The organism is Bacteroides sp. MSK.18.37, from assembly GCF_019129155.2.
GTDB classification, from domain to species: Bacteria; Bacteroidota; Bacteroidia; order Bacteroidales; family Bacteroidaceae; genus Bacteroides; species Bacteroides ovatus.
Map to the genome: position 1 here is coordinate 1,327,451 of NZ_JAHOIB020000001.1, position 20,352 is coordinate 1,347,802.

General features: G+C 46.1%; 19 protein-coding genes. 8 read left to right on the plus strand and 11 right to left on the minus strand.

Going from position 1 to position 20,352, the window contains the following annotated elements; genetic code table 11:
* Nucleotides 1-175: 175 nt before the first annotated feature.
* Together KSX81_RS05655 and KSX81_RS05660 are read right to left on the minus strand one after the other, a co-directional pair.
* Nucleotides 176-1,012 (minus strand): Rpn family recombination-promoting nuclease/putative transposase, encoded by an 837-nt coding sequence (locus KSX81_RS05655; RefSeq protein ID WP_004296779.1) that lies wholly within the window; start codon nucleotides 1,010-1,012, stop codon nucleotides 176-178.
* A 499-nt stretch (nucleotides 1,013-1,511) separates the two neighbouring features.
* Complete coding sequence (locus KSX81_RS05660) at nucleotides 1,512-2,024, minus strand: HU family DNA-binding protein (RefSeq protein ID WP_004296776.1); 513 nt, start codon at nucleotides 2,022-2,024, stop codon at nucleotides 1,512-1,514.
* Nucleotides 2,025-2,271: 247 nt separating this feature from the next.
* On the opposite strand from KSX81_RS05660, the gene KSX81_RS05665 reads away from it, so the two are divergent.
* On the plus strand, nucleotides 2,272-2,523 hold the full coding sequence (locus KSX81_RS05665) for a DUF4248 domain-containing protein (RefSeq protein ID WP_004321706.1): 252 nt from the start codon (nucleotides 2,272-2,274) through the stop codon (nucleotides 2,521-2,523).
* A gap of 196 nt (nucleotides 2,524-2,719) precedes the next feature.
* Here KSX81_RS05665 and KSX81_RS05670 read toward each other — a convergent pair whose 3' ends face one another.
* The 8 genes from KSX81_RS05670 to KSX81_RS05705 form a co-directional block, all read right to left on the minus strand.
* Nucleotides 2,720-3,247 carry a hypothetical protein gene (locus tag KSX81_RS05670; RefSeq protein WP_004321714.1) on the minus strand — a complete coding sequence of 176 codons (528 nt, stop codon included), beginning with the start codon at nucleotides 3,245-3,247 and terminating at the stop codon, nucleotides 2,720-2,722.
* A gap of 20 nt (nucleotides 3,248-3,267) precedes the next feature.
* On the minus strand, nucleotides 3,268-5,061 hold the full coding sequence (locus KSX81_RS05675) for a hypothetical protein (RefSeq protein ID WP_004321716.1): 1,794 nt from the start codon (nucleotides 5,059-5,061) through the stop codon (nucleotides 3,268-3,270).
* 65 nt (nucleotides 5,062-5,126) lie between these two features.
* Nucleotides 5,127-6,326 (minus strand): hypothetical protein, encoded by a 1,200-nt coding sequence (locus KSX81_RS05680; RefSeq protein WP_217725609.1) that lies wholly within the window; start codon nucleotides 6,324-6,326, stop codon nucleotides 5,127-5,129.
* Nucleotides 6,327-6,543: 217 nt separating this feature from the next.
* Complete coding sequence (locus KSX81_RS05685; RefSeq protein ID WP_117513842.1) at nucleotides 6,544-7,713, minus strand: BACON domain-containing protein; 1,170 nt, start codon at nucleotides 7,711-7,713, stop codon at nucleotides 6,544-6,546.
* Nucleotide 7,714: 1 nt separating this feature from the next.
* Nucleotides 7,715-9,025: a DUF4302 domain-containing protein gene (locus KSX81_RS05690; RefSeq protein WP_117610867.1), complete on the minus strand. Its 1,311-nt coding sequence runs from the start codon at nucleotides 9,023-9,025 to the stop codon at nucleotides 7,715-7,717.
* Nucleotides 9,026-9,086: 61 nt separating this feature from the next.
* On the minus strand, nucleotides 9,087-9,998 hold the full coding sequence (locus tag KSX81_RS05695; RefSeq protein WP_004326042.1) for a putative zinc-binding metallopeptidase: 912 nt from the start codon (nucleotides 9,996-9,998) through the stop codon (nucleotides 9,087-9,089).
* Between the two features lie 20 nt (nucleotides 9,999-10,018).
* Entirely contained in the window at nucleotides 10,019-11,572 is a 1,554-nt protein-coding gene (locus KSX81_RS05700; protein WP_195456032.1) for a RagB/SusD family nutrient uptake outer membrane protein, read from the minus strand.
* A 40-nt stretch (nucleotides 11,573-11,612) separates the two neighbouring features.
* Nucleotides 11,613-14,741 carry a SusC/RagA family TonB-linked outer membrane protein gene (locus KSX81_RS05705; protein ID WP_004326044.1) on the minus strand — a complete coding sequence of 1,043 codons (3,129 nt, stop codon included), beginning with the start codon at nucleotides 14,739-14,741 and terminating at the stop codon, nucleotides 11,613-11,615.
* A 571-nt stretch (nucleotides 14,742-15,312) separates the two neighbouring features.
* Here KSX81_RS05705 and KSX81_RS05710 point away from each other — a divergent pair.
* Complete coding sequence (locus tag KSX81_RS05710; protein WP_004310107.1) at nucleotides 15,313-15,537, plus strand: carboxypeptidase-like regulatory domain-containing protein; 225 nt, start codon at nucleotides 15,313-15,315, stop codon at nucleotides 15,535-15,537.
* Nucleotides 15,538-15,555: 18 nt separating this feature from the next.
* On the opposite strand, the gene KSX81_RS05715 is transcribed toward KSX81_RS05710, so the two are convergent.
* Nucleotides 15,556-16,026: a hypothetical protein gene (locus KSX81_RS05715; RefSeq protein ID WP_004296754.1), complete on the minus strand. Its 471-nt coding sequence runs from the start codon at nucleotides 16,024-16,026 to the stop codon at nucleotides 15,556-15,558.
* Nucleotides 16,027-16,383: 357 nt separating this feature from the next.
* Here KSX81_RS05715 and KSX81_RS05720 point away from each other — a divergent pair, with 357 nt between their 5' ends.
* From KSX81_RS05720 to KSX81_RS05745, 6 genes are all read left to right on the plus strand, one after another.
* Nucleotides 16,384-16,746, plus strand: coding sequence for an SH3 beta-barrel fold-containing protein (locus KSX81_RS05720; protein ID WP_004296751.1), 363 nt, complete (start codon nucleotides 16,384-16,386; stop codon nucleotides 16,744-16,746).
* A 2-nt stretch (nucleotides 16,747-16,748) separates the two neighbouring features.
* The gene (locus tag KSX81_RS05725) at nucleotides 16,749-16,979 is read left to right on the plus strand and encodes a hypothetical protein (protein WP_004296750.1); all 231 of its coding nucleotides are present in this window, start codon (nucleotides 16,749-16,751) and stop codon (nucleotides 16,977-16,979) included.
* 93 nt (nucleotides 16,980-17,072) lie between these two features.
* Nucleotides 17,073-17,834, plus strand: a complete 762-nt coding sequence (locus KSX81_RS05730; RefSeq protein ID WP_004296749.1) for an HNH endonuclease — start codon at nucleotides 17,073-17,075, stop codon at nucleotides 17,832-17,834.
* Entirely contained in the window at nucleotides 17,831-18,274 is a 444-nt protein-coding gene (locus KSX81_RS05735) for an N-acetylmuramoyl-L-alanine amidase (RefSeq protein WP_004296748.1), read from the plus strand. The genes KSX81_RS05730 and KSX81_RS05735 overlap by 4 nt, the downstream gene beginning before the upstream one ends.
* A gap of 33 nt (nucleotides 18,275-18,307) precedes the next feature.
* Nucleotides 18,308-19,300, plus strand: coding sequence for a DUF4373 domain-containing protein (locus KSX81_RS05740; protein WP_004296747.1), 993 nt, complete (start codon nucleotides 18,308-18,310; stop codon nucleotides 19,298-19,300).
* Nucleotides 19,301-19,409: 109 nt separating this feature from the next.
* On the plus strand, nucleotides 19,410-20,285 hold the full coding sequence (locus tag KSX81_RS05745; protein WP_004296746.1) for an Rpn family recombination-promoting nuclease/putative transposase: 876 nt from the start codon (nucleotides 19,410-19,412) through the stop codon (nucleotides 20,283-20,285).
* Nucleotides 20,286-20,352: the final 67 nt, after the last annotated feature.

Sequence of the window (20,352 nt, forward strand, 5' to 3'; positions counted from 1 at the left end):
TGGATAATATTCCAATTCCGTTTATTTCACCCAAAAGACATATATAGTTTTTAGCTACTTCACTCTTAGCGAAAAAAGAATGTGTTAAAAGTCTCCACAACTATCTTTTGCTTCATAAGTTACAGACTATTTTTCACTTTCGACCAAACCTTTCTTTCCGATAAAATGAAAGAAATTATAATTTTTCGATTTCTTCTTTCGAAAGCCCGGTAGATTTTATGATAATATCGTCAGCCACTCCTAATTCTTTCAAATTACGAGCTGTTTCTTCTTTACCTTTTTGCAAGCCTTTCTGCACCCCCTTCTGTTCAGCAAAGTCCAACGTATTAAAATAATCGTTATAAACTTTCCATTCTTCTTCATACCGGGCTCTTTCCTCCTGGGTCATATTTGCTTTGGAAGCCAACTTTTCAAGTCGCTCGAAGACGGCCTTGCGAGCCTTGAAAGGCATCCGGTCAAGTGTATCCATATGCTTTAGTATATAAATCCAGCGTTCAAAATCATTTTCACATTCATCCTCCTCTTTGTTGAAGTTCGGCAGTTCGATAAAAATCTGCCGGAACTTGTTGCTGAAGAGCTTCCCCGTATCCCTGTCAGAAAGAACGATATCCGTTCTGATTTTAGAGGGCATATCCTTGTCCATCACGAAATTCATGAAGAACACTCCGTACACGGCATCCAATTGAAAGTTCCAAACTCCCCTTTTCGCCTGCTGCGTAATGGCCCTAGAAAGATAGAAGAGGGCACGATCTTTAAAGTAAGGCTGTTCCCGGTTCTGCATTTCTACGATAATACGTTCACCGGTATCGGTTACGCAATAGATGTCGTAGATAAGACCTCGTTCTGTTTTTACTTCCGGCTGCTGTTCACTGTTAAGGAACTGAATGTCGGTAATCACATGCTCTCCTACGAGCAAATCGTTCAAGAAGTCGATTAACAACTCCTTTTCTACCTCTCTGCCGAATAAAAACTTAAAGCCAAAATCGGTAAAGGGATTGATAAATCTTCCCATTATATGCTGTGTCTCAATTACAAAACAAAGATAGAGTTTTTTTGTTGAATACGGTCAAGAATAGAAAAAAATAAATGGGTACAAAAAAAGAAGCTGCCTCATTCATCGGGAGACAGCTTCTTCATTTGAACCTTGAGCCTTACTTTACTTTCACTTTATGAGTTGCTCCACGTTTGTTACCGGTTCCGTGAGCTATGTGCGGGCGGCACGTTTCGTTTTTTTTCAGGATCATTTTTTTACACGTACACTAATCTTTTTCCGTCTTACTGCTTCTCCGATGACGGAACCGCAGAACAGCCTCAAGAATGTCTAACAACTTTTCCAGTAATAATTTCATTCGCTTTTCTATTAAGGTTGATAATCTATTTTATATCGGTCGAAGTGCAACCATCAGCTATACCCGATTCGCGGCTACTGATAAGTCTATCAATAAGCTTTAGTTTGCCTGACAAACTTATCAGTTAATCCCTACGGATTCAGCTGCCAGCTGCACTTCCGGTCAAGCGGCCGGGTCCGGCGCTTCTCCTCCTCCGCCACCGGGTTCGTCGCCGTCATCCGGGTCTTTGTCAACGACATCGTCGGCCACAAACGAACCCGCTACATCCTTGATGTGCACAAACTCCACTCCGGTGGTCAATGCGCGGGTAGCACTTCCGTTAGCGGCACGGGTGTATTCAGGGGTAAACTGACAACGCAATGAAGTGATCTGCGAACTGCTGACCTTACTCTCCAACTCCACTCCTTTTCCTCCTGCTTTGGCAATCATTGTAAATGTTCCCAAGCCTTCGAGGCGCACCGTACGGCTGTTAAGCAACTGTTCGCGCATCACCGACATCAGGTTACGAATCACGTTATGAACATCACCCGCCGTCAGCGAGGCTTTTTCTGCAATCAATTCCGCCATTTTCTGCGTATTGACCATTTTCCCGAATTTCACCAGACGGGGATAATAAAGTTTCTGTCCTTCCTTGTTGGCAAGTGTTGCCTGATAAGGTTTGTAAATTAATGGCATACTGTTTTCCTTTCTTTTTTGATTGATGAATAAATAACTACTGTTTGTAACCGATTACGAAGACAAAAGTACACGAAGAGAAAAAAGCAGGGAAACACGATGTTACAACCCGTCGCAAGAGAGAACAGACAAACACAATTTGATACGATTCATGCCTACAAAGGCTTCTGTACAAAACAGAACCAACCGACATAAAAAGGCGTACCTTTGCATGAGTTCATAAATAAACCTCTAAAAAACAGTCAATATGAAAACAAAAACAACCCCAAAAGCAGAAACAGAGAGCCGTACCCGCATACAAGCCTATAGCAAAAGCCAGTTGGCCGGACTTTACCTACCTCACATACAGTCCGCCTCGGCACGACGCACCCTCCGTAGTTGGATTGCCAAGAACACTGCACTGCAAGCCGCACTCGCTCAAACCGGATATAGTGAAAAAGCCATCCTGCTCACTCCGGCACAAGTAAGGCTGTTCTTCAAGTTTTTAGGAGAGCCTTGAAACGGCTCTTTTATAAGGAAAATATCATTCGGAGAAAGACAAAGCCAAACAAGGCAAGAAAAAAGGCAAGCCAAAGCAAAGCGGACATTTCATCACAGATCACGAGAATCAAATTATAACTTGCTGATTGCTGTTATAAAGAGTCCAAGATAATCTGTAACGAACTGTCCGCTCATTATATAAAAAAAGGATTATATCATTCCGGAGTACCTCCTCCCGACGGCTTCATCAAATCGGCTGTAACCTCCGCTTTAAAACGGACACCGTCGTGAAGCCGCAGATTCAATTTGACAGTAACATTCTCATCGTTGTTACGCTTCACATAAAACGTTCCCGTCACCCTTTTATATTGGGAATAATAATAGAACGGATCTTCGTAAATAAAGAAATACTGGTCGTTTTGGTACAAGGTCGATGCATCCACCACTTGCCCCTCCCAATACATACCCAGAGAAAACAAAAAATAAGTACTAGTTTTCCCGTCCTGTATCTTTTCCGGAGAAAAGATACAGGTAAAATAACCACCGTCCATAGTAGCCTCACCGGACACGATCCTGTTCGCTTCCCCCCGGAATGAATAAGTACCGATGGAAGGCAATTCCTCCACATCCGGACCGGGATTTACCGGATCATTATCTTTATCGTCACTACATCCGGCAAAACCCACCAGAAGCAATCCCGATAAAACATATAAATTTAAATATTTCAATAAGATTTTCTTCATGAATACACTTCATTAAATCGTCACTCTATTACTGTCACCGCACCTTTATAGTAGCCGGACAAACTGGCATCGCCATATTTCTTAATACCTACCACTTCAAAAGTCATTTCAACTTCATTGCCCTGAAGAGACACCGAAGTCCGGCCTCCCAGAGCCAGATTGCCCAATGTGGTATTAGCCCGACTGTAAGTCACTCCTTCATACGTAATCGAGATTTTCACATTTTCATCATCACCGGAGAATCCGCGGAGCACTCCATCCAGCATTGTTTTCGAAAGACGCACCACTGCATCTGCTGCCGACATTCCCACCACAGTAGTGATACCTGGCTGTCGTGAAAGGTAAATAACACAAATATCCGCATCCGTCTTATCTATCACCACAGACTGGATAGTGACCGGAGTACCGTCCACCCCTAAGCGATATTCATTCGGGATCGTCGTATCATACACCGCGAAAGCACCGTTATAGTTACCTGATATTTTAAGGCTATTATCACCCAAATATTTGAGGTTAAGCGTCAATGAATATTCATTATCCGCTGATTTCGATACACTGAACGTACCTGCCGCATCCTCCAGGCGACCTTTGGATATTTGTATTCTTTCTTCGTCATACGGGCTATAATAAGTAAATTCAAAAGCCAGATTGGTATTTGTTATATCCACTTCCTGCCCGTTAAGTCCTGCGTTCGGGACAAAGAGACGCACATAATATGTGTTTACATTCTCCAAGTCCGCAGCAGACGAAATTCTCGACGGAGTGAGATACAATGCCACTCCTTCATCCGTCTTTTCATAGAAAGTAGCTTTGATGTCACGCGTGTTTTCTCCGTTCAACGTTAATATATTCGTCGTACTCTGTTTAATTTCAGAATAAGCACCCTCGTAAGAACCTTCGAACTTTCCACCCGAAAGCAAAGTAAAGCTGAAAGTTATTTTCACCCGATTATCCGTCTTTTCCACTTTGAACTTACCTGCCGAACATATTTCAGACCATCCATAAGGATCTACCGCAGTCAGGTCGTCAGCTCCCAATTCTGTCATATTATAGAAAGCATAATCCATACCGTCATAAGACGTGATATCCAATACCTGTCCCAACATAGCGGGATTGATTCCGATCATCAGGAACTCCGTATCCGACATATCTTCCACCGTTGTCAGTCCTGCGTACGGACTAAGATAAAAATATTGAATTCCCCCGATGACAGTAGCCACCACCGATTTCAACGGACGCACTTCACTTCCGAAAGAAAATTCACTGGGCAACTTTGCAGGAGCCTTGTAGCTACAACCAGCCTCCCCTGTAAACTTACCGCCACTTTTCAGCGTACAATCAAAAGTAGCTTTCACAGCCGATGTTTCATTCTCACCCGGAGTCATCGTCAAGGTGAACTTACCTTGCGTCAGCACCTCTTTCCACTCATAAGGATTGACGGCCAGAATAGCCTCACCATCGGCATCCATGTAATAAAGCACATAATTGTCATCTTCAGAGCCGCCTATCGTAACCGGGCTGCCCACCAGACTCTTACTCACTCCCAACATCACATATTCCTTACCGCTGTTCATAAAGTCTTCAAGCGTTTCCAAACTCTGCAACGGACTCATACACACATACACAATGCCATCCTGTTCAAAACAAGACACCGATTGGGCTTGTATGGTCTTATCCTTATACGTGTACGTATTCACAGTTTCCACAGGTTCCGGCTCCGGTTCGGGATCAGGGGCCGGATCATCGTCACTACATGCCACCAAACAACTCATTGCCAGCATGAACAAGAAAAAGGAAATAAATCTAATTTTCATATTTCTTATTTTTAGGGTTAATTATAAAATCGCGTTATTAGTAAAATGATGCCATCCACCCGTATTTACTGCGGGCGATAGCTGAATACGGTAATAGGAGTATCCTGCGAATAAGTGGTACGCACATGGTGCGGGTGTTCCTTATCACAGTCAATAAAGTCTATCGTCAGCGTGTGTTTGTCACCGTCGCGTGCCACGGTCATGGTTCCGCCGTCTATGCGTGCATATTCTTTCATGGCTCCGTTCTGCAGTTTCTCATACCAGGTTCCTCCCGGATATGTAAAGACATTGGGGTAACCCGGGGCAATGCCTCCCGGTTTCAGCAACTCACGCGGGATACCCTGCGATCCCTCATCACGCGCCACCATTGTATAGGTGCCTGCCGGAATACCCTGTGTTACATCCGTAGCCCATTCCACGAAAAATTCCACCTTCAATACTCTTCCGTTACCGGACGGCCAGGTGTCGGCAAGACTTATACCGTCTTCCGCCAGATACAACTCGACTACACGACACGATTCATCTTGCAGATAATAAGAATCTCCCTTATCCTGCAGGCGGGCTTGCGTCCATCCGTTCAGTGCAATATCGGCGGTCAGGGTAGAATTAGGAGTTTCATCCTTGCTTTCGTGACGGTCGATGGTGATTACTTTTCCCGTATAGGTGAAATAACGTTTCAAGGAAAGATCGCCCACCAATGTTCCGCTAATCGAATATTCACCACCGGACAGCCGTTTCACCGTCATTTTACCACCGGAAAGCAAATCGGCATCGACACTCGTAGAGTAAGATTTCACATCACCGTAGAAAGTTCCGGCAGGAATATCCACCTTTCCGGTCGGGAGATCGATTTGATTCATATATCCGAGGTTGAACGTCCATTCATCAAACGTGTATCCGTTCAATGCCGCCTCGAAAGTGCCTTCGGGAAGCAGAAATTCCGTAGCTTCCGAAGCAAATGGCGGGACGTTCAGGCTGAATGCCATAATCTTGCCCGGTCCTATCGGGCTTCCGGTGACATCTACTTCCATATCCGTATAAAGCGTCAACACAAAATGATCCGTTCCCACTCCGTCCTCATCTCCCCAATACACCAGGTTGGAATTGACAAACTCCACCACTTCCGGCACCGGGTTTACGTCTTCTCCACCGGGTTTTCCTCCCTCCGGATTTTCGGTATCATTGTCACTGCAAGCGGTCAACGCACCCACAGACGCAACAACAAACAGACAGACACCCAACAACTTCATTATTTTCTTATCCATATCAGACTGATTTATATATTTTACATCATTGAAAAGAACTTCTGTAGCGACTGGGAATCATAAAAAAGGCGGAGTAAGCTCGGGAAAAGGATTCCCATTCTTCGCGCGAGTATCCCCGCCTGTCATATAGTAAAGTTAAATTAAGAGAGAATTAGTAAATTCTCATTCCGTTTCACAACGGTAGTTCTTTTCTTTATTCATCAAGGTAATATTCGTTTTATCTGAAAAGTGCAATATCCGGGAAAAGGATATAATCTTTCAGCGTTCCGGTCAGGAACTGCTGTCCGTCAAACAATGCTATCGCCAGGTAGCATCCGCTTTCCGGTGCTCCGGCCACGTCCTGAAAACTGATTCCGACAGAACCGTCCTGATAGAGCACAGGAGCGAAACCGAAATTTCCTTTCGAATAAATATTGGAAGAAGCCGCTACAGAAAAACCGTACAGGGTTTGCAAAACAACACCTGCCCCATCATCCGATGTTCCGTCCGATGCGCCTTCTGCCGCCTCATCCGCAACCTCTTCCACGACTGTAAAGTCTTTCTGTGCCGCACCGATAGGTACCACAAACGATCCATTCTTATAGGTAGCCTGCAATGAAACCGTAGCCTTTGCGGGGTCTTTCAGATATTGTGCCGCCGGAGTATTTGCCAACGACATCTTAATGGTATATCCCTCGCCATCGACATTCTTCGAAATTTCAGTAGCCGACAAGGGATAGGCGTCTTCGATATCCTTCGTGTCCCATTTCACATAAATCCGGCTGTTTCCCCACGCTCCGAGCAAGTCTGTCACTTCATACTGATATACGTAGTAAAGGAACTTCCGCCCTTCATTGGTGCTGACCAACAACTGGCAGGCACGGGGATTTCCGGTTTTATTCTCTTTCAACACAAGCAAGAAACCATCTTCTTTTGAAGCAGCCGGCACTTCCAGCCAGTCGATTCCCCGCTGCACACTCACTTTGAAATCAAACGAACTATTCACCCGTACAATCGTCTGTGAAGGAGCATTTCCGAGGCGTATCACCTGCTGGTCGGAGTCGGGAGCAAAAATATTTCCCTCCTGCGTCACTACAATTTTCTGTTCGCTATTGCCATCGCTCACGGTCACCTGCGTGGCACGTGACGTATATTCATAATTGGCTCTGACAAGCAAAGTTATCTTTTCGTTTGTCACTTCGATTACCCTGCACCAGTCCGCACCCGAAACGGCAGTTAGTTCTCCGGTAGCCTGCAAAGCCACTTCCACTGTTCCGCCTCCGGCTACCAGATCGACGTCCGCCTTCATGATGCGAAAGCCTTGTGCCGTTTCATCGTTTTCCTTGTCGCACGCTGTCGTCAGCAGACAGCACGCAGATAATAACAGTATAAAAAACTTATTCATCATATCATTCTTCTATTGTTTTTTTAACCAACCTGATTGCTGCAACTGCATCCGTGTATCCCATGAAAGAGGCCTCCTCATCCTGCGAGTTGTACACACCGAAGATAAATCCGGAGATTTCACCCATCCACACTCCATTGTCCACCAGATAAATGCCGTCGGTGGTAGGATAACTGATAAGACCGATTGCCGGACTACGCAAAACGTAATCATTCATCAAATCCCACATAGCCAGATATACGTAACCTCCCTGTACTTTCTTCAAGAATTGCGGCAGGATGGAAAGTCCGCCGCGCGGCTTGTCGTAAGTTACCAGAATGTCATATTCGAGTCCTTTAAGCCAGTAGCTCTTGCCGTCCTCGTTCTTCACCAGTTGAATCTCCTGCGAAGCCACTTCCAGTTGGTTCGTCGCACCGTTCAGGCGGTAGAAATCCATCAAATAAGTGCCCGGATAATAGTCGTAGCTCTGATATCCGTCAATGTAGATGCCTTTCATCTTCACTTCTGTAGCTCCTTCGTCGGTACAGACAAAGCTGATTTCCTCGTTCTTCCAGACAAAATTCTGCATGGTTTGTCCGTCTATCGTCACCGGTTCGTGAAAACGCATTCCGTCGGTGGTAAACATAAAAGGTACGGTTTTCTGATGCACCTTTCCAACTTCGTCATAATAGGTCACAATGAACGTATAGTTGCTGCGTAGCATTTGCCCGGTGTAGAGTCCGTCCATCCGCAGGTCGTATTCATAAAAGAAAGCATCGTCTTCCACTTTCTTTATCCGGGTGAGATATTGCTTCCACGTCTGGTCGGCAGAAAAAGCCTTCATCACGATGCGGTTGCCATATTTCTTGCCTTTCAGTTCGATACGGTCGGCGGTGGCATCGGAGATCACGAATTCGTAGTCGCCTCCGAGCGTTCCGTTCGGGTCGTCGGCCATACTTCCCTGCGGTTGCCCGAAATAATGCACCAGGTAATTGTAGGTATCGAAAGACAACATCGTCGCCTGCTCGGACTTGACGCTATAAAGCGAACTGACCGTCTCATCCGCTCCCGCTATCTGCGAAGCCATCGTCACCCGCTGGCCGTCGAACTTGCAAAGCAGGGTAATACCTCCCAGCGAGTAGTCCTTACCGACGTAATATTCCATCACCCATCCGTTGGGTGCTGCTTCCAGCAGTTCGCTGCAACGCTTCACATCGGCCGTGGCACGGTTGGCAGACGAATCGTCAAAATAATCTTCTTCCTGAAAGAGGCACGACTGCAAACCCAGGCAGACAAGGGCCAACAGGAAATATATCGTTCTATTTTTCTTCATCATAATAATGTGTAATTAAATAATCATCCAATCGTCAATCAAAAAAACAAGAGGTGACCGGCACTTATTGAATAGTGCTCAAGTCAATTTCGGTAATCTCCTGCTGGCGGCGCAGCACGATTTTACGAAGTTCGTTGAGGTCGATCCCCCATGTGTCGCGCATATAGTTATAGACAATCGTGAATTTCTTGTTGATGATGGCAGCGCCCGATTCTCCGGCTGCCGTCATCATATTGTCCCAGTAGGCCTGCGTATGCGTGACGTACATGGCTATATTTTCCACAAAATCCTCGTTGGACTGGCTCATGGCATAAGCCGTCACGAAACCGTCGGACCAGGCCACATCGTCCGTGCGGGGCATGGCACCCTGGGCGGTCATGTAGTAATACCAGTCGGCTCCCACGTATTTTCCTTCCGAGATGCGGTTGAAAGAAGGGTCGAAATTCCGTTTCTGATGCAGGATATGGGCAAATTCATGATGCATCGTTTCAAAATAATACTCGTTGAGCTTTTCGATATTGATCTTCTTTATGTTGAGGTCGTTCACGTTGTAGAGGGTGATTTTCTTCCCGCCTTCTGCCGTGCCGAGCACCATGTTACCGCTACTTTCGTAGGCGGGCGATCCGATGAGGTGGAATGTCTTGGGTACGTAGACACGGAGAAAATCCATTCCTGCCAGTTCGACGTAAGCGTCCATCCAGACGTGTTTGATGATTTTCGACAGTGCCACCGCTTTGTCATAGTCGGCGGGCACGAGGTTGTATTTATGATCGCTCTCGATATCCTTCATGCGGTACATGAAGTCGATGTTATAAGGATAGGTGTAGTTGTCGAGCAGCCAGTAATCGAAAGCATTTCTCTCCAGAGGTTCGGTAGAGAAGATGCTGTTCGCGGTGTCTATCTCGTCGTTATTGTTGCAAGCCCCCAGGCAGACTGTGGTGAGAGCAAGCAAAGAGTAAATGATCTGTTTCTTCATAATTTTCACTTTTTTCTCTGTTAGTTTCTTCTCGGGTTAGGTTGCATTCCCGCCACGATCACGTTTCGCGGAATCTGGATGGCACGGCGCAGGTCGTTCGGCGGCATTTCGTCGGTGACACGTTGAGTAGCCATGTTGCGACGGTAAATCATAATACCGTACCGTTTGATATCGGGCCAGCGCATCCCCTCGTGCAGGGTAGTGACACGGCGTATGTGCAGAATACAGTGAAGAATATTTTCCTGCATCCCTTCCTCGATAGTGAAATCGGGAGCTAGCTGTTTCTTGGGCGTCTGTTGCGTGAAAGGCGTGTAGAAATTCATTTTATCATAATACGCATTGATCTGGTCGGGTGTCAGGGCCGATTTGTTGCGGGTGTAGGCACGTTGCCAGCTCGTGATGTCGGCAGCCGACTGGGGGTACATTTTCTTCAACGCGTATGCTTCGGCACGGCAAAGCAGGGTTTCGTCCGTTGAAAACAATACCGGCATATAATAAAGGTAGCCGCCATCATAAAGTCCGCTCTTGCGCAGGATGCTGGCTACAAATCCGGTGGTAGAGAAAGGTTTCAGATACAAATAATCCGAGCTGCCCCACAGTCCTGCAGAAAGACAGGTTTCGCTGGTGGCGAGCGTTTGGTTGTGGAAGTAACGCGGGCCTACCAGGTAGTCGCTTCCGAGTGCGCCCCAGTTGGAGACGGTGCTGCTTATCAGCAGGTTGGCCTCATTGGAAGAAGCAATATACGCATCTGCCTGCACATTTCCGTTCACGGAAAGATTGCTCAATGCTTCCCAGTCGCGGAGCAGGTCGTCGCGGTTGCTGCCCAACACACGGGTGGCAAAGTCAATCACCCGGTCGCAGTTGGAGAAATCGGGTTTCATATAATAAAGGTAGAAACGGGCGGCAAAGGCATAGGCGGCCTTGCGGGTGAAATGGTATTTGGGGACGGAATATCCGTCGTCCGAAATCAGTTCCACTCCCTCCAGGAGGTCACGCTCCACTTTCCGGTACACTTCTTCCAGCGTGCCGCGCTCGTAACGGGGAGACACGGTGGTTTCCACGTCTTCCATATAGGGGATTCCCAACGATTCGGAGGCATGAGTGTCATAAGCATTGCAGAAGATAGTTGCCAGCATGAAATGGCAGTAGGCACGGCACACCAGTGCTTCACCGCGCTGCGGGTTGAGCGATGCCGGATTTCCTTTCTCCTCTATCGCCTTGAGTGCCATGTTGGCGGCTGAAATTGCACCGTAATAACCTCCCCAAAGGGAATTGGGTGTGTCCTGATATTCCTCTTTGGTATCTTCCCAGTTGTAACATTCCTTTTCGGAAAGCTGGTAGTAACCGTAGGTGGGGCCGCTATCATCGGAGTTGTCGCTGTAGAGTTCGAACAGTTCGTTGGGCGATACGTCGGGATAGGCCGATACAAGCAGTTTGGCTATTTTCTGGTCGGTGTTCAGTTCCGTGCGGTTGTCCGGTGTTTTGTCCAGAAAATCATTGCAGGAAACGGTAGTCAGACCGGAAGCTGCGGTGAGCAGCAGCACAGGGAGTATATGGTTTATTTTCGTCTTCATCTATCGTATATTTTTTCGGGTTCTCTATTGGGGGTTACAATCACAGTCCCAGACGCAGGGTGAGGGTAAACTGACGCGGAACGGGGGATGCCACCCCTCCGGTGTTCACAAATTCGGGGTCCTGCCCGTTCAACTTCTTGTCGGCGTAGATCAGGAAGAGGTTGGTAGCCTGCAACTTGAGCGACAGGTTGGATATTTTGGCAGGAGCGATCCAGCTTCTCGGGAACTCATACATCAGTGATATTTCTTTCATGCGGATAAAATCGCCTTTGGCGATGCGCTCCGTAGAATAGTTGTAGGCGTTGTAGGCAAGATAAAGCGATGTATTCGTCCTATATTGCGGGTCGCTAAGTATCACCGGGATATTCGTTCTCGCTTCGTCGCCGGAAACAGTCCAGCGGTTTTTGAATTCACGCGGCATGGCGGTAAGGTCGGAATATTTGTAGTTGAACACCGGGTTGAGGCGGACTACGTTGCCGAAAGAGTAAGTCATAAAGACATTTAGTTTGAAGCCTTTATAGGTGAATACATTACCGAAACTTCCCGTGACGGTGGGATCGGTAGGACCTTCGTATTTCAGGTAATCCAGTTTTTCGCGTTCCTGGAAGTTGATGCTGGTGCTAGTCACTTTTCCGTCGATGAGGTATTGCGGAATACCGTCTTCATCAAGTCCCGCAAAAGGGATGGAGAAGAGTCCGCGCACGGGGTATCCTTCGCGGGCAAAGCCGTTGCCGGAAACGAGTTCCATCATACTTGTGAGTCCTTTCAGCTGGGTGACTTCGTTCTTGGCATAGGAGAAGATAAAGTCTGTGTTCCATGAAAAATCATTCGTGCGGATGTTGCGGGTGGAGAGCGTAAATTCCACACCGTGAGATTTCATGGTGGCTACGTTGGCATATTTGTTGATGACGCCGCCTACTCCCTGTGTGGGGACTACACCGATCAGGTCGTAGTTGTTACGCTGGTACCAGTCGGCGGAGAAGTTGATGCGATTTTCGAGCAGGCCGAGGTCGATGCCGATGTTCAGCTCATGCTTTTTCTCGTAAGTGAGTTCGCTGTTCTCGATGTCATCGATATAAAGTCCCGTTTCCTGAATGTCGGTAAAGGGGCGGTAGGGCGAGAAGCTGCGGATGATGGCTTGCGAGTTGGTCACTTCCGCCGGGCCGCGGTCGGCGGTGAGGGAGTATGAGGCTTTCAGTGTCAGGTTGGAAAGGGTGGGTTGCAGCGCTTTGAAGAAAGATTCTTCATGCACGTTCCAGGCACCGGACAGGTTCCATGTGGGTAGCCAGCGGGATGAACGGCTGCGTCCCATGCGGTTGGTTCCTTCATAGCGGAAAGTGCCGTTGAGGGTGTAGCGTCCGTCGTAAGAATACGTGGCGTTGAAGAAGCTGGCTATACTCCGGGTTTCGGAGTGTCCCAGGCTGTAATAGCGCGAACCGGATTCGATGCCGTTCTTAAAGAACTGGTAGATGTAGGACGGAATTTCCCCCATCGAATATTGCATTCCCCAGCCTTGGAAAGAGGAATATGTTTTTTGAAGGCTGTTCACTTCCATTCCGGCAAAGAAGTTGGTGATGTGCTTTTCGGCGAAAAGATGATTCCATGAGAGTGTTCCACGGAAATCGAGTCCCAGCATACGGCGGTCCTGACGCTGGTAGATACCGCCTTCGGGCAGCAGGGTGATAGGCAGGGCGTATGGGTTGTCGGGGTCGGTATAGAGCAATTTGTTTTGCTCGCGGATGGTGGCGTCGTCCATACCGGTGCGGTAGGCGATTGCCTGATTGGCGTCGTCGAGCACGTTGTGTTCCTGCGATGAAGTCTGGTATCTAACGGCTCCGAGGGCACTCAATTCGAGTCCCTGAATCACTTTCCACTTCATCTCGCCTTGAAATTTCACATCGACCATATTGATTTCGATGTAGTTATTGTCGAGTTCGTGGAGAATATTGAATGGGGCGTAGTTGCTGATATAGTCCACAGAGGGGTCGAGTGTGCGGCTTGTGTTGAGCGCGTATGAATAAGGGTTGATGTCGAATCCGCGGGACATCTTTCCTGATGCGATGTCGAGGGTGGAGTTCATCGTTCCCGGCGCGTTCTGCTGGCGGTAGGAGGCGTTGGATATGAGGTTGAGCGACAGATTTTTATATATATTATAGGTTGTGTTCACATTGGCCGTGTAGCGTTTCACCTTGCTCTGCTTGTACCAACCCGGATCGAGCATGGCACTCAAGGAGGCATAGAAAGAGGATTTTTCCGTTCCGGCGGTGATGCTGACGGAATGGTTCTGCGAAACGGCATTGGTGAAAAGCACGTCGAACCAGTCAGTGTTGCGCATTTCCGCTTCGCGGAGGTAAGCGTTACGGGCTTCGGTGGTGTTGAGCAGTCCGCGTTGGCCGTTACTGTTGTTGTATTCGTCGATGAGGCGGTACATACGACCGTACACTCCGGTGTCTCTGGTGCGGAAAAGGTCGGCACTGTTCAACCAGCCTTTCTGTTCCATTTCTTTGTAGATTCCCATCTGTTCCTGCGAATTCATGATATTGAATTCTTTGTAGCTGGGGATAGCACGGGTGGTGAACTCGCCCGTATAACTGATCTTGCTGACTCCGGCACGTCCTTTCTTAGTGGTGACTACGATAACGCCTGCCATCGCACGTGCACCGTAAATGGAGGTTGCCGAACCGTCTTTCAAAATTTGGAAACTCTCGATATCGTCGGAATTCAGTCCGGCTATGGCGGAACTAATCAGTGTCTCGGCATCACCGGAGGAAAGATCATCGGGACCTACGTCGATGGCGTCTTCCAGAATCACGCCGTCAACAACCCACAACGGTTTGGAACTTCCGTAAATGGAAGTGGCTCCACGCACACGAATCTTGGGGGCAGTTCCAAAAGTGCCCGAAACATTCTGAACGGAAACTCCTGCCGCACGACCTTCCAGTCCGCGACTAATGTCGGGCAAACCGTCCAGCTTCACATTATCGGCATTTAATTGTTTGGTGGCTCCGGTAAAAAGACGTTTATCCATTTTCTGCATACCGGTCACTACCACTTCCTGTAATACTTCGGAATCGGATTTCATCATTACCTTGATGGTCCCGGACTTGATGGGAACATCCTGCGACTTCATGCCGACATAGGTGATTTGCAAAGTTCTTGATGAACTCATGCATTTTCTGCCCCTCCTTCCATAAGTGCTTGAGCACAAAATATTTAATAAATATAAAAAAGAAAATACAGAAAGGGGAATAAGAAAAGCAAAAAAGGAAGTGAAACGCAAAATAAATCGTCCTTTTTTGCTTTTTATCTACTTACTGAAAAGGTAGAAAATATCTTTCATGTAGCAAACTTCAAGTCCGGCAGCAACTCTCGTCTCCCCAATTAGGGTATTAATATAAGAGACTACGGATAGAATTTCTTTCTTTGTCCAATAAACTATCTTTTTTCTACCTGCAATTATTTATTTGCAGATTATTATGTGTTATTAAACATCTTATCTACGAATTTATCCACATTTATTTATCAAAAAGATACTTATTTTCGTTTATTAATCACCAAAAAGAAATAAGAAACCGCCTTTCATGTACTTATCTTGTATTTAAGTCCTTTTGCTACAAGTATTTTGTATCGACAGCACAAATTCATATTTTTTTCATATTTTTCTTTGTTTTTCTAAAAAAGTGGTTACTTTTGCGAATCGTAAGATAGCAAAACAGACTATTCTACTATATAAAAACTATATGAAAAGAAAACTAACGCTGTTATTAACCTGCCTGCTAGCAGGCATTAGCCTGGCAATCGCTCAAACCTCCAGAAAGGTAATGGGCGTTGTCTTCTCCGAGGAAGACAACCAGCCCGTCATAGGAGCATCCGTTTTAGTTAAAGGTACATCTATAGGAACCACCACCGACCTCGATGGAAAGTTCGTTATCAATAATGTACCAAGTTCATCAAGAACTTGGTAATTCCCCTCCCGCTTTCCTCTATTTTCCATCTTTTTTCTTCACCTTTCCTTCCTTTTCACCAGTCTCCAGGAACAGTGTTTTATCGTCATGAAACTGAATATCTATACGAATATGATGACTATCATCAACTGTATAGCCTACATCCGCAGAATCTCCTAGAAAAAGCTTCAGAATCCAGCACAACACCTCCGGAATATTGACAATAATCGTTGCCTTTCCAATCACACAAGAGAAAAAATTAAAGATAGTTGTCCAATTTGGTATAGGACTCCGACCGTCGAAATTACACCTGTACACACGCCCCACGGACGAACGCGAACAATCCGAATTCTTTTCAACATATTTTTCTGGAATATTATTCAGTTGCCCCAACTTAAAAACACAATCAATTACTTTCTTCTTAACATCATCGTCGCTGTGACGTACACCGGTCATTTCTTTCTGACCATTTTCACTGTTAAAAACCACTTCTCTTTCTACCTTAGTCATTTTTTTACATTTTATTTAATATTTACATATAAAATTCACGACAAAAGTACAATGCTTATTTTAACATATATGTTCAAGCATGACACATTCTATATTTTTCATCCATATTTTCACAAAGAAAGAGGGTTTGGGGTACCCATTTTCTACCTTACCGGTATTATCAAGAAAATAGATGAAATAAAATCTGCCAAAGAGGAAAGAAATCACTCGTTCCAAAAGCTGTGATTTGCGCTAAAAAAGAGAAAGCATTCCTGCACTAAAAGTTTCAACGTTTCATTATGGTTCAAGCTTGGACAGCCTTTGCATTACCTGCTCTCTACCTTTGTCCCCATAATCAAATCATTAAAACGAATCAAAATGACTGAAACTGAAAAAAATCATTCCTTCCAACGGGTACAGCTAATGAAGCAAGCTGCCGTCATCCGGCAAAACAACGGTATGAACCGGCACGATGCACTCGTCACGGCTCACCGGATAGGGGCTCTCATCCGGCAGATGCATCACGGAAATGTCTGTTTCCGCTACACCAAACAGGATGGAACCATCCGACATGCCACCGGCACCCTCACCGGATATGAACATAGTTTCCACCGTCCGTATCTACCCAAACCGGAAAATACGTTCGTTGTCTACTATGATATCGAAGCCAAAGGCTGGCGCACCTTTCACGCTGAAAATTTTCTGGATATCGAAACGGACGGGCAAGACAGCAACAAGTAAAAATGAATCTGCAAAAGAACGGAATGAACGGGCAGGAACGAAAAGAATGGGAGGCGCTTTGCAGACAGTATAACGTAGATTCGCTATACGAGGCCATTCAAGGCTGCCGGGAAGAACTGGAGTTTCTGATTCATTGTGCCGAACGGCTCGAACCTCATACGGAGGAGGAGGAAGAAACGCCGTTTAACACATACAGACCACAGCGTTTCTCCGCACCAGAAAGCGCCGTTTAACAGATGGAGGAAACGCCGTTTCTCCCCGCATGATTCAGAAAAACGATTATTTTTTAACAGAGTATAATTTTATTAACATTATCAATATCAAGTATGGAAAATTGGAGATTTATTGAAGAAAACCCCGACTATATGATTTCAGATCACGGACGGGTATTGAGTTTCAAGGGCAGATCAAAGTTGATCCTTTGTGCCAAAATCATGGGGACCGGTTACGAAACTGTCATACTGCCGAATAAAGGTGTTTGTATCGAATACAAAATTCATCGTTTGGTTGCCAAAGCATTCATCCCCAACCCGGAGCAGCTGCCACAGATTAACCACCTCGATGGCAATACGATGAACAACCACGTGTCAAACCTCGAATGGTGCGATGCATACACCAATATGATGCACGCCATCCGGACGGGATTACGACGTACGGGAGTGGGATCTCATCAAACACCTTTCGCCGTTACGGATGCAACGGGGAAAGTATTGCGTGCCTACCCGTCTATGAAAGAAATGGTCAGAGAGGAACGTCTGAAGCCTGCGCACCGAAACTGGCTTATCCTCCAACTAAAGCATCCGGACCGCGTGAAACAACACGCCTTGCGTGTGCAACATCATCGGGGAGATGCTTTTATTATGGTTCAGACAAGGCCTAACCAGACCACAGTGCTTAATCGGACGACAATACCTAATCGGCCCACCATGCCTAATCAAACGACAACGCCGCCGATGGATGCTCCCTTCTCTCCGGTGCTCCATTCAGTAACAAAGCAATATTACCGCCAACTGTCCAAAGAGGAGGCTATTGCGTTCGGGGTTATCTCACGTGCCGTCTGCAAACAGGAAAGGAGGATTCTTCCATGAAAGACACGATCATCATCCACTGTTCCGCCACTCGTGCGGGACAGGATTTTACCGCTACCGACATCGACCGCTGGCATCGTCAACGTGGTTTTCGTTCTATCGGTTATCATTTCGTCATCCGTCTCGACGGTACGATAGAACCGGGAAGAGATGTTGCTCTCGACGGAGCGCATTGTACAGGTTGGAACCATCGGTCTATCGGCATCTGCTACATTGGCGGATTGGACAGGAACGGCCGGCCTGCCGACACACGAACGGAAGCGCAACGTGAAGCGCTCGTCCGGCTGGTAGAAGATTTGCGCCTTGTCTTCCCTTCTCTGAAGCAGGTGATAGGGCATCGGGACACCAGTCCTGACCTCAATGGAGACGGCATTATCTCACCTGACGAGTATATAAAATCCTGCCCCTGCTTCGATGTAAAAGCAGAATTTATTCAGTAATAATCAACCATTTACAACCAGCATTTTATCATCATGGCCCGCATTTCCAAACCCGGATTAGATTATTTCCCCCTCGATGTCAATTTTCTGCAGGACAGAAAAGTACGCCGCATCTCCTGTCGCCACCACGCGGCAGGGATTGCCGCACTCACTTCGCTGCTCTGCCTCATCTATAAAGAAAAAGGTTATTATATTTTGTGGAACAAAGACACTCTTTTCGACATCGCCCAGGAAGCGTGTTGCGGGGAGGAGGAAATGCAGGCCATCATTGATGATTGCCTGTCAGTGGGGCTGTTCGATGATCTTATATATAAGGAGTATGGCGTACTGACTTCACAGGCGATTCAGGAACAATATCATAAAATCATCACCGACAGCCGGAGAAAATATAAATTACCCCTGGAACATTTCTGGATTATCAAGGAGGAGAGTAGTGAAATAGAACCGGAAAATACGGATGACTCCGGCAAAGATGTTACAAAACCCCATGAATTTGCTACAACAATGCCACAAACAAAAGAAGAAACGGATACAGATATCAAAGGTAAACAGGAAAGGAATATGGAAAATGAAATCAAACCTGAAATAAAAAAAGACATAGAGACAGAGAGGGAAGGAAAAGACGGAAAGGAGAATGAGAGGAGCATGCCGCCCGTTCCGTCAAACAGCGTTTTTCAGGCTTCGCCTGTCGTTGTAGAGGGTTTGTCTTTGGATAAATCGATTGGAAAAGAAACGGTTTCGGAAGGGATGCAAGCGGGAGGAGGCTCGGAAGCTATACTTCTACTTAATATGCAAACTATCGGCATCCGGAACGAACAGACCGTAAAAGCGATTGTCGCCCTTGCCCGACGTAAAGAATTGGGAGGCCCCGGCGGTATTTTATGGAAAATTCTTAGTTCCCAATACCGCCCTACCCTACTCAAAAAGAATGAACCGGGTGATTACATTCTTTGGGCACTCAATCATCCGACGGAATTTGAAAACACCTACAACGGGACACTGAAAAAGCTAATCAGGGGAAGATAAAGCGGAAAAGTCTGCCTATAAACAAGGAACCTTTTTATTTTTACTGCAAAAGGGATGGAAAACCAAGAATTATCGTACCTTTGTAGTACGAAGAAAAAGCCTCTTTTTTATGTATAAAGAGAAACGTCTCTTTGCAAAACATAAAAAGAAGCGACCCAAAACAATGAGTAAATTTATCAATCCGTTCACCGACTACGGATTCAAACTAATATTCGGCAGAGAAGTGTCTAAGGATTTACTAATCGAATTTCTGAACGACCTGCTCGAAGGTGAACGAGTGATAACGGACTTACAGTTTTTGAATAATGAGCAATTGCCGCTCTATCCGGAAGGACGAGGTATTATCTATGATGTATATTGCACCACGGACACAGGCGAAAAAATCATCGTTGAAATGCAGAACCGTATGCAAAGCAACTTCAAAGAACGCTCGATTTATTATTTATCGCGTGCCATCATCAATCAAGGAAGGGTAGGCAATGAATGGAAGTTTGAAATAAAAGCCGTATACGGAGTTTTCTTGATGAATTTCATTATCGACAAGAACATAAAACTCCGCACGGATGTTATTCTAAGTGACAGGGAAACAGGAGAACTCTTCTCGGATAAGTTCCGGGAAATCTTTATCGCTCTCCCTCTCTTCAACAAAAACGAAGAGGAATGCGAAACGAATTTTGAACGTTGGATTTATATATTAAATAATATGGAAACTTTAAAACGCATGCCGTTCAAGGCACGAAAAGCTGTCTTCGAGAAATTGGAAGATATCGCTGATGTGGCTTCTATGTCTCCGGAAGACAGGGAGCGATACGACAATAGCGTCAAAGTGTACCGAGATTATTTGGTGACAATGGATGCAGCTGAACAAAAAGGTGCACAAGAAACCCAGCTGAAAATAGCCCGGAACATGAAAGCCAAAGGGATAGACAATGAGTCTATCGCCGAATGTACCGATTTACCTTTAAGCATAATCGAAGGATTATAAAGTAATCGGATTCATAAAGGCACTATCTTGTAACCAACCGTTTACGAACGAAGAAAATAAAAAGAGG